This is a genomic window from Streptomyces sp. NPDC029041 (assembly GCF_040637515.1).
In the GTDB taxonomy this organism is placed as follows: Bacteria; Actinomycetota; Actinomycetes; order Streptomycetales; family Streptomycetaceae; genus Streptomyces.
The window spans coordinates 256,102-271,969 of record NZ_JBEZWO010000004.1 but is presented as its reverse complement, the minus strand read 5'-3'; the positions used below and the strand labels follow the sequence as shown (position 1 = coordinate 271,969).

8 protein-coding genes are annotated in these 15,868 nt (G+C 73.1%); 6 read left to right on the top strand and 2 right to left on the bottom strand.

Features of this window, described 5'->3' with window-relative positions:
* Nucleotides 1–115: 115 nt before the first annotated feature.
* Nucleotides 116–1,660, bottom strand: a complete 1,545-nt coding sequence (locus tag AB0F04_RS11595; RefSeq protein WP_362040177.1) for an alpha/beta hydrolase — start codon at nt 1,658–1,660, stop codon at nt 116–118.
* 133 nt (nt 1,661–1,793) lie between these two features.
* Entirely contained in the window at nt 1,794–4,523 is a 2,730-nt protein-coding gene (locus AB0F04_RS11590) for a lysylphosphatidylglycerol synthase domain-containing protein (protein ID WP_362040175.1), read from the bottom strand.
* A gap of 186 nt (nt 4,524–4,709) precedes the next feature.
* Between AB0F04_RS11590 and AB0F04_RS11585 the strand changes: the two genes are divergently transcribed.
* From AB0F04_RS11585 to AB0F04_RS11560, 6 genes are all read left to right on the top strand, one after another.
* On the top strand, nt 4,710–5,102 hold the full coding sequence (locus AB0F04_RS11585; RefSeq protein WP_362040172.1) for an MGMT family protein: 393 nt from the start codon (nt 4,710–4,712) through the stop codon (nt 5,100–5,102).
* 362 nt (nt 5,103–5,464) lie between these two features.
* Nucleotides 5,465–8,920 (top strand): ATP-dependent DNA helicase, encoded by a 3,456-nt coding sequence (locus AB0F04_RS11580; protein ID WP_362040171.1) that lies wholly within the window; start codon nt 5,465–5,467, stop codon nt 8,918–8,920.
* Between the two features lie 91 nt (nt 8,921–9,011).
* Nucleotides 9,012–12,710 carry an ATP-dependent DNA helicase gene (locus AB0F04_RS11575; RefSeq protein WP_362040169.1) on the top strand — a complete coding sequence of 1,233 codons (3,699 nt, stop codon included), beginning with the start codon at nt 9,012–9,014 and terminating at the stop codon, nt 12,708–12,710.
* Nucleotides 12,711–12,720: 10 nt separating this feature from the next.
* Nucleotides 12,721–14,124 (top strand): dipeptidase, encoded by a 1,404-nt coding sequence (locus tag AB0F04_RS11570; protein WP_362040167.1) that lies wholly within the window; start codon nt 12,721–12,723, stop codon nt 14,122–14,124.
* Nucleotides 14,125–14,277: 153 nt separating this feature from the next.
* Nucleotides 14,278–15,222 (top strand): NAD(+) diphosphatase, encoded by a 945-nt coding sequence (nudC, locus tag AB0F04_RS11565; RefSeq protein WP_362040165.1) that lies wholly within the window; start codon nt 14,278–14,280, stop codon nt 15,220–15,222.
* 68 nt (nt 15,223–15,290) lie between these two features.
* Nucleotides 15,291–15,851 (top strand): class I SAM-dependent methyltransferase, encoded by a 561-nt coding sequence (locus tag AB0F04_RS11560; protein ID WP_362040164.1) that lies wholly within the window; start codon nt 15,291–15,293, stop codon nt 15,849–15,851.
* The last annotated feature ends 17 nt before the right edge of the window (nt 15,852–15,868 follow it).

Sequence of the window (15,868 nt, the reverse complement as noted above, 5' to 3'; positions counted from 1 at the left end):
CCGTCCGCTTCGTGCAGCGGAAGGCGGTCCGGCCATGGTAGGCACATCCCGCAGCGACCGCCTCAGCCTGTGGATAACCCTGTGACCTGCGAGTTCGTCCGGGTCGCTGACGGCGTCAGGTGCAGACGGTCCCGGCCGGCGGTACCTTCCCGTCCAGCAGATAGCCGTTCACCGCGCCCTGCACACACGGGTTCTTGCTGTCGTAGGCGCCGTGACCCTGGCCCCGGTAGGTGAGCTCCACTCCGACGCCCTTGCCCAGCGCGTTCACCATCGCTCTCGCGCCCTCGTACGGCGTGGCCGGGTCACCCGTGTTGCCGACGACCAGAATGGGCGCCGAGCCCGGAGCGCTGACGTCGGGGTGGTCGGCCGCGCCCGGCACGGTCCAGTCGGTGCAGCCGATCATGCCCCAGGCCAGGGCGTCGCCGAACAGGGGTGACGCGGCCCGGAACTCCGGCAGCCGCCGCTCCACGTAGGCGGCGTCGTAGCGCGGTTTGGCATCGGCGCAGCTGATGGCGGTGTAGGCGGCGGTCGAGTTGTCGTACTCGCCGTTCTCGCTGCGCCCGTTACTCGAGTCGGAGAGCAGCAGCAGGGTGCTGCCGTTGCCGTCGTAGGCCTCCTCCAGGCCGTCGGTGAGGATGTCCCAGAGGTCCTTCGAGTACAGGGTCTGCAAGATGCCGCTGATCGCCGCGGTCTGGGTCAGCTGGCGGGGGAAGATCCCCGGGAGCGGGGTGCGGTCGAGGTCGTCCAGCAGGGTGCCGATGCGGTCCTTCAGGTCCTGCGCGCTGTCGCCGATCGGGCACTCCTCGGTCTTCGACACGCAGTCCTCGGCGAAGTTGTCGAGCGCGAGCTGGAAGCCCTTGGTCTGCCCCAGCGCGCCCTGTTCGGGGTCCCGCGTGGGGTCGACGACGGCGTCGAACACGGCACGGCCGACCCGCTCGGGGAACAGGTGGGCGTAGACGCCGCCCAGTTCGGTGCCGTAGGAGATGCCGAAGTAGTGCAGCTTGTCGTCGCCGAGGACCTGGCGCATCAGGTCCAGGTCGCGGGCCGCGTCGGTGGTGCGCACGTGCGGCAGGACCTTCTCCGAGTTCTCCTCGCAGGCGTCGTTGAACTCCTTGGTGCTGTCCAGGAGCTGCGTGCGTTCGGCGGCGTCGTCGGGGGTGCCGTCCTGCTGGAAGTAGGCGTCGAGCTGCTGGTCGTTCGCGCAGATCACCGGGTCGCTGCGGCCGACCCCGCGCGGGTCGAAACTGACCAGGTCGTAGCGGGTGCGCAGTTTCTCGTAGTCCTCGGCGAAAGCGGGCAGCGTGGTGACGCCCGAGGCGCCGGGGCCGCCGAAGTTGAAGACGAGCGAGCCGATGCGGTCGTTCCCGGTGCCGGTGGTCCTGACCCTGATCAGCTCGAGGCCGATCGTGTCGCCCTTGGGGTCGCTCCAGTCGAGCGGGGCCTTCATGGTCGCACACTGCCACTCACCGTCGTCCGGCAGGGGAGTGGGCGCGGGACCGCCGCCCTGGGCCTCGTCCGGTGCCGGGCAGGCCTTCCAGCTCAGTTCCTGCCGCGTCACGTCCTCGTCCCCGGCGTCGTCGCTGCAGCCCGCCAGCACAGTGGACAGCAGCACGGCGGAGGCGGTCAGGGCGGCGGCGCGCAGCCGGAGGAGGGACGGCATGGTTCCATCCTGCGGCGGTCCCGGACGGGGCGCGCGGGACGCGTGCCGTACGAGGTAGGAGGGTTCTTTGAGGCCACAGAGCCTGCCGGTCCGGGCTGACGGCGCGGAACGGCGCGTCGGCGTCCCGGTCGTCTCAGAGGGCCTGCTTGCGTGAGAGGTGGTTGAAGGCCAGCCAGCCCGGCAGGACGGGCAGCCACAGGGTCAGCAGGCGGAACAGCAGGACCGCCGGTGCCGCGACCTCCTTCGGGAGCCCGACGGCGATCAGTCCGACCGTCAGGGTCGCCTCGACCGCGCCCACACCGCCCGGCGTCGGAGCCGCGGACCCGAGGGCGTTGCCCGCGAGGAAGACGACGGCGACGCTGGCGATGCTGATCGAGGTGGACTCGTCGCCGAACGCGCGGATCGACGCGTCCAGGCACATCACGAAGCAGGCCGTCAGCAGCAACATGCCGCCGATGCCCGTGACCAGCTTCTGCGGCCGCTGGAGCACGTCCAGCATGCGCGGCACGACACCGGCGAACAGCGACCGCACGCGCGTGACGACGAACTTCCGCAGGAACGGCACCGAGGTCACCACGAGCACGAGCACTGCCACCGTCAGCAGGCCGGCGATGACCGTCCGGGACGGTGACAGCGACGGCGTCTTCTCGGTGCCGGTCAGATAGCCGAAGGACAGCAGCATCAGGATGTGGCAGCCGAGCCCGAACAACTGCGACGCGCCGACACTCGCCACCGCGAGCCCCGGCCGCACTCCCGCGCGCTGCAGGAAGCGCGTGTTCAGCGCGACACCCCCGACGGCCGCCGGAGCGACGATCTTCACGAACGACCCGGCGACCTGCGCCGCCACGGTCCGCAGGAACGGCACCCGCTCGGGTACGAACCCCAGCAGGGCCATGGCCGCGGCGACGTAGCTGCCCATGGAGAACAGCACGGCCGCGGCGACCCAGCCCCACTCGGCGTTCGCGATGAGCGGCCCGAACTCGATGTGTGTGAGCTGCGTCAGCAGGAAGTACGCGCCGATCGCGCCGGCGATGAAACTGATCAGCGTCCGCGGACGCACCCGCTCCAGCCGGGCCGGCTCGACGGGCGCCTGCGGCCTGATCCGCAGCACCGCGTGCCGGATCTGCGTGAGCAGGTCCTCCTCGCGCGCCTCCTCCAGGGCTTCGTCGATCGCCCGTTTCTCCGCGCGCTGCTCCGCCCGTACGGCCTTCTTGTCGGGTTTCTCCTGGACGGGCCCGGATCGGTCCGCGTCCTCCTCCAGGCGGGCCTGCTTGGCCAGCCGGGAAGCCTCCAGGACCGCTTCGCGCTCGCGCTGTGCCCGCTCCCGGGCCAGTCTGCGCAGTGTCGCGCGCGTGGAGCGGCTGAGCGCGATGGGCTGGAGCATCGGCAGACAGTCCGCCACGGCGTCGGGACCGAGCACGCCCACCGCGGAGGCCACCGCCCGCTCGGCGCCCACCCGGAGGCCGAGCGTCACCAGCAGCTGGGAGGTGTCCATGCGCAGCAGCAGGTCACCGGCCGCGATCTCGCCCACGCGCAGATCGGTGAGGATCACCGTGCCGGAACGATCCACCAGGATCGCGTCGCCCACCAGTCTGCGATGCGCGATGCGCCGTGACTGCAGCGCCTTCACCTGGTGCCAGGTGCCGCGCAGCAGCTCGTCGGTGATCTCCTCGTCCGGCAGCGAGTCGAGGGTGCGGGCGCCGCTGTGCTCGTAGACGAGCATCACCGCGTCGGGGCCGAGCTCGGAGGTGGCGATCAGCTTGGGTGCGTTGGCGCCGGCCGCGATGGCCGCGTACGCCAGCAGCGCCTCCTGCTCCAGGGCCTGCCGCAGGGACTGGAGACTGCTGCGGGTGGCGAAGCCGCGCAGGGTGAGGTTGCGCCACGCGCGGTAGAAGAAGCCCTGAGCCTGCTGCTCCCGGTCGACCACCGTGACATCCAGGGGCGGGCCGTCCTCGAGGGTGACGAAGTAGCGCCGCCCCCGGTCCCCCGTGTCCGGATTGTCCGAGGTGTCCTCGCGGGACGCGCTGACCGGGCGGAAGCCGACGGTCCGCAGGCCGGCCATCAGGGTCTGCCCCGTGGGCCGGACATTGGGCGAGCCGACCGCGTACAGCGTGCCGTAGGCCACGGTCCAGCCGATCAGCACGGTCAGGATGATCGAGAACGGGGTCGTGTACCCGGTGACGAGCATCGAGAAGGCGTCGAGGAGCAGCACGACCCACAGCACCGCGCGCCATCTCGGCCGGCGGGACATGCCGACGGCCGTCATGTAGGCGATGACCGGGGCCAGGTATCCGTGCACGGGGTCGGTCAGCGCGTGGACGTCGCCGGGGGAGGGCTGGGTGAGCGCCTCCTGGATGGAGTCGGGTGCCGCCCGGGCGACCCACAGGTCCGTGGCGAGGGTCACGCCGTGTGCGAGGACCGCCGCGAGGACGCCGTCGGCGATGCGGAGCCCATCCCGTTTGATCAGCCGCTCGATGGCGAAGGCGACCGGCACCAGCAGAATGGCGATGCTGGAGGCCAGCCCCGCGATCTTGATGAGCAGGTCGGGTGCCTGCCCGGTGCCCTTGTTGATGTCCTGTTCGAGGCCCGAGGTGGTGCCGTGCGCGAACGCGGCGATCCCGATCAGGACCGCGACGGCGAGCACTCCCACCAGCAGACGCATCAGGTCGGACGGGCGGTGCACGCGCGCGGGGAGCAGCGGTTCGTCGCCCTCCACCTCGTCGATGTGCGCGAAGTCCGGCTCCTCGGCGGCCACGCGGGTCTTCTTCGCCGCCCTCTTCTGGCCCGCCTCCGGAGTGCCCGGGCGCGACGAAGCGTCAGAGGTGCCCTCCGTGTCCTCGGGGTGCGCACCCTGCTGCTTCATCGTCTCTTCTTGGTCTCGTATCACCGGTCACCGCCCGCATGATGGTGGCATGCCGCACCGGCACATGGGGCAATCAGGGTGCACATGCGGGGGCGGACAGTCTGCCCGATGCGTCCCCGCCCCGTGGGGGAAACGCTCCGGAGTACGCCCGGCCCGTTGTCGGTGGGGTGGGGCAGGATGGGGCGGATGAGTGAGCAGAGGAGCCCTGAGGGGGGCCCGTACGAGGACGAGCTCGCGCAGGCGCTGCCCGAGTACGCCGAGCGGGTCCTCGACGTCGCCGAGCTGATCCCGGCGGGACATGTCATGACCTACGGGGACGTCGCCGAGTGGCTGGAGCAGGGCGGCCCGCGCCAGGTCGGCCGTGTGATGGCGCTCTACGGCGGAGCCGCTCCGTGGTGGCGTGTCGTCCGCGCGGACGGCGTCCTGCTGCCGGGGCACGAACAACGGGCCCTCGGCCACTACCGGGCGGAGGGCACGCCCCTGAAGGAGGCGAGCCGCGCCGCCGAGGGGCACCTGCCGCGCATCGACATGAGACGGGCGCGGTGGGACGGCGGGGATCGCGCGGAGGGCCACACCTGACAGCTTCCGCCATCGGGCAGCCGCCTGTGTGACCTGTGATCCGTACGGGGGAATCGGGGCACGGCGCGGGCATGACGTACGTTCGTGAGGCGAGGGGCACGAGCGCCACGAGTGCCGTGCGGGGGCGGCGGGAAGAAGGGGAAGCCCTGCTTCCGCCCGACCCGTCGGCGTAGCGTCGGCTGCGCGTACCCCCGTCACCCCGCGGTCACCGCCCGCCACGCGCGGTGGCCCGCCACCCAGCACTTCCACCAGAACCGGCGAACCACGTGAGCTCCTCTTCCTCCACCAGCGGCCTGTCGCACCCCCGGGTGCGGCGGGGGAGTCGTGGCGCTTACCGACTGGTACGTACCCCTCCTGCCCGCATGGACCCCCCTCTCCTGGACGCCCCGCAGCGTGCCGTGGTTGATCACACGGCCGGTCCGCTGCTCGTCCTGGCAGGTCCGGGCACCGGCAAGACCACCACCCTGGTCGAGTCCGTGGCCGAGCGCGTCGCCCGGGGAGGGGACCCCGAGCGCGTCCTGGTGCTCACGTTCAGCCGCCGGGCGGCCGTCGAACTGCGTGACCGCATGGCCCTGCGGACCGGCGCAGCCCGCGCCCCCCGGGCGACCACCTTCCACTCGTTCTGCTACGCCCTGGTCCGCGCCCACCAGGACAGCGACCTCTTCGTGGAGCCGCTGCGCCTGCTGTCCGGCCCCGAGCAGGACGTCTCCGTGCGGGAGCTGCTCGCGGGACAGGCCGGTCTGGAACGGCTCGGGCTGGCGCACGTGCGCTGGCCGGACGAACTGCGCGCCTGCCTGACCACCCGTGGTTTCGCCGACGAGGTCCGCGCGGTCCTCGCCCGCAGCCGTGAGCTCGGCCTCGGCCCCGACGCCCTGGACGCCTTCGCCCGCCGCACGGGACGGCCCGACTGGCGCGCCGCGGCCGCCTTCCTCGCCGAGTACCTCGACGTGCTCGACCTGCAGGGCGTGATCGACTACGCGGAACTCGTCCACCGCGCGGTGCTCCTCGCCCGCCGCCCCGAAGTCGCCGCGTGGCTCGCCGCCCGCTACGACGCCGTCTACGTCGACGAGTACCAGGACACGGATCCCGCCCAGGTGCGGCTGCTGGACGCCCTCGCCGGCGGCGGCCGCACGCTCGTGGCCTTCGGCGACCCCGACCAGTCGATCTACGCGTTCCGCGGCGCCGACGTGAACGGCATCCTGGACTTCCCGCACGCCTTCCCGCGCGCGGACGGCCGCCCGGCCCCCGTCTCGGTGCTGCGGACCTCCCGCCGCTCCGGTGCCGGCCTGCTGGCCGCCACCCGCCTCCTCACCCAGCGCATGCCCCTGACCCGCCTGCCCGCCGAGAAGGTCCGCGCCCATCGCGAACTCACCCCGGTGCGCGACGGCGGCCGCGTCGAGGTGTACACCTACCCGACGTCCGGGACGGAGCTGGACAACATCGCCGACATCCTCCGCAGGGCACACCTGGAGGACGGCGTCCCGTGGCGGGACATGGCCGTCCTGGTACGCGCCGGGTCCCGCACCATCCCGACGCTCCGCCGAGCCCTCTCGGCGGCGGGCGTCCCCGTGGACGTCGACGGCGACGACCTGCCCCTGCGGCACGAACCGGCGGTGGCACCGCTCCTGACGGCGCTGCGGGCGGTGGCCACGGCGGAAGCCGCCGGGGCCACTGACACGGGCGCGGCGGAAGCTGCTGGGGCCGCTGACACGGGCAGGGCGTCCGACGGTGCCCCCGACGCGGAGCCCGCGGTAGTTGCCGGGGCCGCTGACAGGGAAACGGCATCTGACGGTGCGCTCGACGCGGAGCCCGCGGTAGTTGCCGGGGCCGCTGACACGGGCAGGGCGTCCGACGGTGCCCCCGACGCGGAGCCCGCGGAAGCTGCCGGGGCCCCTGACAGGGAAACGGCATCTGACGGCGCCCCCGACGCGGGGGCGACCGCCTGCTGGCTCGACACCGAAACCGCCCTCACCCTCCTGACCTCTCCCCTCGCGAGCATGGACGCCGCCGACCTGCGCCGCCTCGGCCGCGCCCTGCGCGACGAGGAGCGCGCCGCGGGCAACCCGTTGCCCCCGCCCTCCGACGCGCTGCTCGCCCAGGCTCTCGCCGAGCCGGAGCGACTCGCCGTGCACGACCCCACGTACGCGCGAGGCGCCCAGCGCCTCGGTGCGCTGCTGCGCAAGGCCCGTGAGCGTCTGGCCGGCGGCGGTACGGCCGAGGAGGCGCTGTGGGACCTGTGGCAGGGCACACCGTGGCCCGCCCGGCTGGAACGGGCCGCCCGCCGGGGCGGCGCCGCCGGACGCAACGCCGACCGCGACCTGGACGCCGTGTGTGCCCTGTTCGCGACCGCCGCCCGCGCCGAGGAGCGCACCGGCGGCCGGGGCACCCTGAACTTCCTGGCGGAGATCGACGCCGAGGACATCGCCGCCGACACCCTCGCGCGGCGTGCCGTACGCCCCGACGCCGTGCGCCTGATGACCGCGCACCGCTCCAAAGGCCTCCAGTGGCGCCTCGTGGTCGTCGCGGGCGTCCAGGAGGGCCTGTGGCCCGACCTGCGCCGCCGCGGCTCCCTCCTGGAAGCCGACCGCATCGGCCGCGACGGCCTCGCCGAACCCCTCACCCCCGGCGCCCTGCTCGCCGAGGAGCGCCGCCTGTTCTACGTGGCCGCCACGCGCGCGCGGGAGCGCCTCGTCGTCACCGCGGTCAAGGCCCCCGCCGACGACGGCGACCAGCCCTCCCGCTTTCTGACCGAACTCGGTGTCGAACCCAAGGACGTCTCGGGCCGCCCCCGTCGCCCGCTGTCCGTCGCGGCACTCGTCGCCGAACTGCGCGCCACCACGGTCGACCCGCGCGTCTCCGACGCACTCCGGGAGGCCGCCGCCCACCGTCTGGCCCGGCTCGCCGCACTCGCCGACGAGGACGGCCGCCCCCTGGTGCCGTCCGCACACCCGTACCGCTGGTGGGGCATGTTCGAGCCGACCGAGTCCAAGGTGCCGCTGCGCAACCGCGACCAGCCCGTCGTGCTCTCCGGCAGCGCGCTCGACCAACTGGCCAACACCTGCGCCCTGCAGTGGTTCCTGGGCCGTGAGGTGAAGGCCGACACGCCCGCGACGGCCGCCCAGGGCTTCGGCAACGTGGTGCACGTCCTCGCCGACGAGGTCGCCTCCGGGCACACCCCGGCCGATCTCGGCGTCCTGATGGAACGCCTCGACTCGGTGTGGAACGCGCTGGCCTTCGACGCGCCCTGGAAGTCGGCCCAGGAGAAGGACAACGCGCGCGTGGCGCTCGAACGGTTCCTGCAGTGGCACGTCATGAACCGCACCGGCCGCACCCCCGTGGCCAGCGAGCACGACTTCGACGTCACCCTCGAAGCGGGCGAGTACCAGGTGCGCATCCGCGGCCAGATGGACCGGGTCGAGGCGGACGGCGACGGCCGCGCCTATGTGGTCGACTTCAAGACCGGCAAGCAGGCGCCCAGTTCCAAGGAGGTGGAGCGCCACCCGCAGCTCGCCGTGTACCAGCTTGCCGTCCGCGAGGGCGCCGTCGACGAGGCCTTCGACGGCGTACGTCCCGAACCGGGCGGCGCCGAACTCGTCCACCTCCGGCAGGGGGCGGCCAAACGGGACGGCGGCGAGAGCCTGCCCAAGGTGCAGGCCCAGGAGCCGCTGGAGGGGGAGTGGGTCGGCGACCTGCTCGCCACCGCCGCAGGGAAGGTCCTCGACGAACGCTTCACGCCGACCGCCGGGCAGCACTGCACCCACTGCACGTTCCGGGCCTCGTGCAGCGCGCGCCAGGAGGGGCGTCACGTCATCGAGTGAGCTATCGCACCACTTGTGCTGACCTGCGCTTCTTCCGTCCCGGCAGGCCGGTGCGGGCAGCTCTGTCAGTGGCCGCCGCTAGCCTTTCGATGTGCCCGCCCGTATCACTGATCCCGAACAGCTCAAAGAGCTCCTCGGCATCCCGTTCACCCCCGAGCAGACGGCCTGCATCACCGCGCCGCCCGCCCCACAGGTGATCGTGGCCGGAGCCGGCTCGGGCAAGACGACGGTGATGGCGGCACGCGTGGTGTGGCTGGTCGGCACCGGTCAGGTCGCCCCCGAACAGGTGCTCGGCCTCACCTTCACCAACAAGGCCGCCGCCGAACTCGCCGAGCGTGTCCGCAAGGCGCTGGTGAAGGCCGGAGTGACCGACCCGGACGCCATCGACCCGGACAACCCGCCGGGCGAGCCGGTGATCTCCACGTACCACTCCTTCGCGGGCCGGCTGCTGACCGACCACGGCCTGCGCATCGGTCTGGAGCCCACGTCGCGGCTTCTGGCCGACGCCACCCGCTTCCAGCTCGCCGCGCGTGTCCTGCGCGAGGCCCCCGGGCCCTACCCGGCCCTGACCCGCTCCTTTCCCGACCTGGTGGGCGACCTCCTCGCCCTCGACGCCGAACTCGCCGAGCACCTCGTACGCCCGGAGGCCCTGCGCGCGCACGACGCCGAACTGCTGCTGACCCTGCGGGGCGCCAAACTCAGCAACGCCGACCTGCGCAAGGTCCCCGAAGCGGCCGCCGCCCGGCGTGAACTCGCCGAGCTGGTCACCCGCTACCGGGCCGCCAAACGCGAGCGGGACCTGCTCGACTTCGGCGACCAGATCGCCCTGTCGGCCCGGCTCGCCGGGGTCCCCGAGGTCGGCCGCCTCCTGCGCGACGAGTTCCGAGTGGTCCTGCTCGACGAGTACCAGGACACCTCGGTCGCCCAACGCGTCCTCCTGGCAGGCCTCTTCGGCGAGGGCACCGGCCACCCCGTCACCGCCGTCGGCGACCCCTGCCAGGCGATCTACGGCTGGCGCGGTGCCTCCGTCGCCAACCTCGACGACTTCCCCGAGCACTTCGCCCAGGCCGACGGCCGCCCCGCGACCCGCCAGGCGCTCAGTGAGAACCGCCGCAGCGGTGGCCGCCTCCTCGACCTCGCCAACGGCCTCGCGGAGCCCCTCCGCGCCCTCCACGCCGGTGTGGAGGCCCTCCGCCCCGCCCCGGGCGCCGAGCACGACGGCACGGTCCGCTGCGCCCTGCTGCGCACCCATGCCCAGGAGATCGACTGGGCCGCCGACTCCGTCGCCCACCTCGTCCGGACCGGCACGCCACCGGGCGAGATCGCCGTGCTGTGCCGTACGGCGACCGACTTCGCCGAGATCCAGGGCGCCCTGGTCGCACGGGACGTCCCGGTCGAGGTCGTCGGCCTGTCCGGACTGCTGCACCTGCCCGAGATCGCCGACCTCGTCGCCGTCTGCGAGGTCCTCCAGGACCCAGGAGCCAACGCCTCCCTGGTACGCCTGCTCACCGGCCCCCGCTGGCGCATCGGCCCGCGCGACCTCGCGCTCCTGGGGAGGCGTGCCCGGCTTCTCGTGGCCCACGCGCGCGTGGCGGACGACGACGACCAGGACCGGCGCCTCGCCGAGGCCGTCGAAGGGATCGACCCGTCGGAGGTGATCTCCCTCGCGGACGCCCTCGACACGTTCCTCGAGACACCGCTGGACGGCCGCGGGGACGACGACGGACTGCCGTTCTCGCCCGACGCGCGCGTGCGCTTCGCCCGGCTCGCCACCGAACTGCGCGAGCTGCGCCGCTCCCTGGCCGACCCGCTGATGGACGTCCTGCACCGCGTCCTCGCCGTCACCGGCCTGGAGGTGGAGCTGTCGGCGTCCCCGCACGCCCTGGCCGCCCGCCGCCGCGAGACCCTGTCCAACTTCCTGGACGTCGCCGCCTCCTTCGCCGCCGGCGACAACGAGGCCACCTTGCTCGCCTTCCTCGGCTTCCTGCGCACCGCCGCCCAGTACGAGAAGGGGCTCGACAACGCCCTCCCGGGCGGCGACAACACCGTGAAGGTGCTCACCGCCCACAAGTCCAAGGGCCTGGAGTGGGACGTCGTGGTCGTCCCCGGCCTGGTCACCGGCACCTTCCCCAGCAGCCAGGGCCGCGAGAAGTGGACCTCCCAGGGCAAGGTCCTGCCGCACGGGCTGCGCGGTGACGCCGACACCCTGCCCGACGTGCCGTCCTGGGACGCCAAGGGCCTGAAGGCCTTCCACGAGGCCATGAAGGACCACCAGCACACCGAGGAACTCCGTCTCGGCTACGTCACCTTCACCCGGCCCCGCTCCCTCCTCCTGGGATCCGGCCACTGGTGGGGCCCGACCCAGAAGAAGCGCCGCGGACCGTCCGCCTTCCTCCAGGCCCTCTACGAGCACTGCGAGGCCGGGTACGGCGAGATCGAGGCCTGGGCCGACGAACCCGCCGAGGACGAGGAGAACCCCGCCCTGCACCAGGCGACGGCCGATCAGGTGTGGCCGCTGCCCCTGGACGAGACGGCCCTGGCCCGCCGCCGGGCGGCCGCCGAGACCGTCCTCGCCCACCTGGAGAACCTCGCGTCGCGGGAGGACGGGCATCCCACGGCCACGCACGACCCGGACGACCTCGCCGATCCGGAGTGGCCACCGCCCCCCGAGGACGACGAGCCTCCCCACGACGAGCCTCCCCACGAAGGGCCTCCGCACGACGAACCGGACCCGTTCGACGAGGACCCCTTCGACGAGGACCCCTTGGACGAGGACCCCTTGGACGAGGACCCGTTCGGCGATGGCCCTTCCGAAGACAGCCCCTTCGGTGAGGGTTCCGTCGCGGAGGGCCGCCCTGACGAAAGCGCCTCCGGGAAAGACCCGGCGGGCGGTGACGCCCGGGCCGCACTCCGCCCCACCGTCCCCCACCAGGCGACGCCACCGGAGGGCCGGGCCACCCACTCCCGCCCCAGGGTTCCCGCACACCCGGGACCCCGTCGCCGGGACCACCCACAGCTCACCCCGGAGGAAGCCCGCACCATCGCCTCCTGGGACCGCGACCTCGACGCCCTCACCGGCGAACTCCTGCGCGCCCGTGACAGCGTCACCGACGTCCCCCTGCCCGCCTCGCTCTCCGCCTCCCAGCTGCTGCTCCTGGCCGCCGACCCGGACGGCCTGGCCCAGGAGCTGGCCCGCCCCATGCCCCGCCCGCCCCGGCCCGCGGCCCGGCGGGGCACCCGCTTCCACGCCTGGGTCGAAGCCCGCTACGAAGCGCTCACCCTGCCCATGCTGGAACCGGAGGAACTGCCCGGCAGCGAGGCCGAGATCGCCGACGAACGGGACCTGGAGGCCCTCAAGGACGCCTTCGAGCGCACCCCGTACGCGCACCGCACGCCCTACCGGGTGGAGGCTCCCGTCCAGCTCGAGATCGCCGGCCGGATCGTCCGGGGCCGCATCGACGCCGTCTACAAGGAGGGCGTCGGCGACGAGGCGACGTACGAGATCCTCGACTGGAAGACCAGCCGTACCCGGACCGCCGACCCGCTCCAGCTCGCCGTCTACCGCCTGGCCTGGGCCGAGCAGCGGGGCGTGCCGCCGGAGTCGGTCACGGCCGCGTTCCTGTACGTGCGCAGCGGGGAGGTCGTGCGCCCGGAGCTGCCGGACCGGGCCGCCCTGGAGCGGCTGCTGCTGGAGGACCCGGCAGACGAGACGGGGGCCCGGACGAGCGCGCGGACGGGGGCGGCGTCCGGTGAGGAACCGCACTCCGAGGACGTCGGTGCGGGCCGATAGGCTCGTGACCATGAGCCAGACCCCGGACAGCGTCGTCCGTACGTACATCCAGCAGCACCGCGCCGCCTTCCTCGACGACCTCGCCGAGTGGCTGCGCATCCCGTCGGTGTCCGCCCAGCCGGACCACGCGCCCGACGTACGACGCAGCGCCGACTGGCTCGCCGCCAAGCTGAAGGAGACCGGCTTCCCGGCAGCAGAGGTGTGGCCGACCCCGGGCGCCCCCGCGGTCTTCGCCGAGTGGCCCTGTGACGACCCCCAGGCGCCCACGGTGCTGGTCTACGGCCACCACGACGTGCAGCCCGCCGCCCGGGAGGACGGCTGGGACAGCGAGCCCTTCGAGCCGGTCGTGCGCGGCAACCGCCTCTACGCGCGCGGGGCGGCCGACGACAAGGGCCAGGTGTTCTTCCACACCCTGGGTGTCCGCGCCCACCTCGCCGCCACCGGCCGCACGACCCCGGCGGTGCACCTGAAGCTGCTGATCGAGGGCGAGGAGGAGTCCGGCTCCCCGCACTTCCGGGCCCTGGTCGAGCAGCACGCCGAGCGGCTCGCCACCGACACCGTGATCGTCTCCGACACCGGCATGTGGTCCGAGGACACCCCCACGGTGTGCACCGGCATGCGTGGCCTCGCCGAGTGCGAGATACGCCTGTACGGCCCCGACCAGGACATCCACTCCGGCTCCTTCGGCGGTGCGGTGCCCAACCCCGCGACGGCCGTGGCCCGCCTGGTCGCCGCTCTGCACGACGAGCACGCGCGCGTGGCGATTCCCGGTTTCTACGACGGCGTGGTCGAACTCACCGACCGCGAGCGCGAACTCTTCGCCGAACTGCCCTTCGACGAGCAGCAGTGGCTGCGCACGGCCAAGTCGAAGGCCGCCCGGGGGGAAGACGGCTACACCACCCTGGAACGGATCTGGGCCCGCCCCACCGCGGAGGTCAACGGCCTCGGCGGCGGCTACCAGGGCCACGGCAGCAAGACGATCATCCCCGCCTCCGCCATGGTGAAGCTGTCCTTCCGCCTGGTGGCGGGCCAGGACCCCGGCCACGTGGAGAAGGCCGTCCGCGCCTGGGCCGAGCAGCAGGTGCCACCCGGGATCCGCTGCGACATCACCTTCAGCGGAGCCACGCGGCCCTGCCTGACGCCGCTGGACCACCCCGCCCTCCAGTCGGTCACCCGCGCCATGGGCCGTGCCTTCGAGCAGCCGGTCCGCTTCACACGCGAGGGCGGCTCCGGCCCGGCCGCCGACCTCCAGGACGTCCTCGGTGCCCCCGTGCTGTTCCTGGGCATCTCGGTCCCCTCGGACGGCTGGCACGCCCCGAACGAGAAAGTCGAACTCGACCTGCTCCTCAAGGGCGTCGAGACCACCGCGTACCTGTGGGGTGACCTCGCCGAGAACTGGCGCAATGAGCCCTGAGCCTCCCGTTCCGTCCGGGCCGGCCACGCGCGCGGGGCACACTGGAAACGCCGCCCACCACCGCCCGAGCCCGCCGGACCCGGTCGCCCCGCCGTACGTCCCGCCGAACCGCCCGCCGAACCCGACCCTTGCACCGGGGAGTTGGAAGCACCCGTGACCACCTGGACCGACCACAACGCCGACCGCCCCATCTCGCTCACCGCCCCGAGCGGCATCGACCGGGCCGCCCACCACCGGCTCGACGAGGCCTGGCTCGCGGCGGCATGGAGCCACCCCACGACGCGCTGCTTCGTGGTCTCCGGCGGGCAGGTCCTGATCGACGAGACGGCGGACGGGCGTACCGAACTCGTCATGACCCCCTCCTTCGAGGCCCCCCTCACCGAGGCACACCGCTACTTCCTCGGTATCGACAAGGACGGCGTCAGCTACTTCGCCCTCCAGAAGGACTCCCTGCCCGGACGGATGGACCAGTCCGCTCGCCCGGCCGGCCTGCGTGAGGCGGGCGCCCTGCTGTCGGCCCGCGACGTGGGCCTGATGGTGCACGCGGTGGGACTGGAGAACTGGCAGCGCACGCACCGCTTCTGCTCGCGCTGCGGCGAGCGCACCGTCATCGCTGCCGCCGGACACATCCGCCGCTGCCAGGCCTGCGGCGCGGAGCACTACCCGCGCACCGACCCCGCCGTGATCATGGCCGTGACCGACGAGGACGACCGCATCCTGCTCGGCCGCCAGGTCCACTGGCCCGAGGGCCGCTTCTCGACGCTGGCCGGCTTCGTCGAGCCCGGCGAGGCCATCGAGCAGTCGGTGCGCCGCGAGGTGCACGAGGAGGTCGGCATCAGCGTCGGCCAGGTCGAGTACGTCGCCAGCCAGCCCTGGCCCTTCCCGTCGAGCCTCATGCTGGGCTTCATGGCCCGCGCCACCTCGACCGAGATCGAGGTCGACGGCGACGAGATCCACGAGGCCCGCTGGTTCTCCCGGGAGGAACTGCACGCCGCCTTCGAGTCCGGCGAGGTGCTCCCGCCCTACGGCATCTCGATCGCGGCGCGCCTGATCGAACTCTGGTACGGCAAGCCACTCCCGACGCGGAGCGCCGTCTGACGGGCGGGCGGGGGCCCGACCCGTACTGGAACCACAACGTCCATCACCATCCGGTGATCTTGGCCGCCGTGCCGGACGGCAGCCGCACGGCCTTGGACGTCGGCTGTGGCGACGGACTGCTCGCCCGCAAGCTCGCGGCACGGTCGGCGTCCGCCACGGGCGTCGACCGTTCGCCGGAGATGATCGAACTCGCCCGCCGGTACCCGCGCGGACCGGGCAACGTCACCTACGTGGAGGCGGACTTCCTCACCGCCGGTGACCTGCCGGAGGGCGGATACGACTTCGTCAGCGCGGTGGCTGTGGTGCACCACGCGCCGTTCGAGGAGGCGGTCACCCGCCTGGCCCGGCTCACCGCGCCCGGTGGACGCCTCGTGATCGTCGGCATGGCCGCCAACCGAACGTTCCTGGACTGGCTCATCAGTGCCTGTGGCGTGCCGGTGAGCCTGCTCCTCGCCCGCCGGAACGGCGGCAAGCGCACCCCCGACGGCATGCCCATGGAAGACGTGCACATGTCCTGGGCGGAGGTCCGGCGGGCGCTCCACCGCCTCCTGCCCGGCTGCACCGTCCGCCGCACGCTGTTGTGGCGCTACGTCGCGGTGTGGGAGCGCCCACGAGAAGGCGGCCCCTGAGCCGCCTCAGGAGCCGC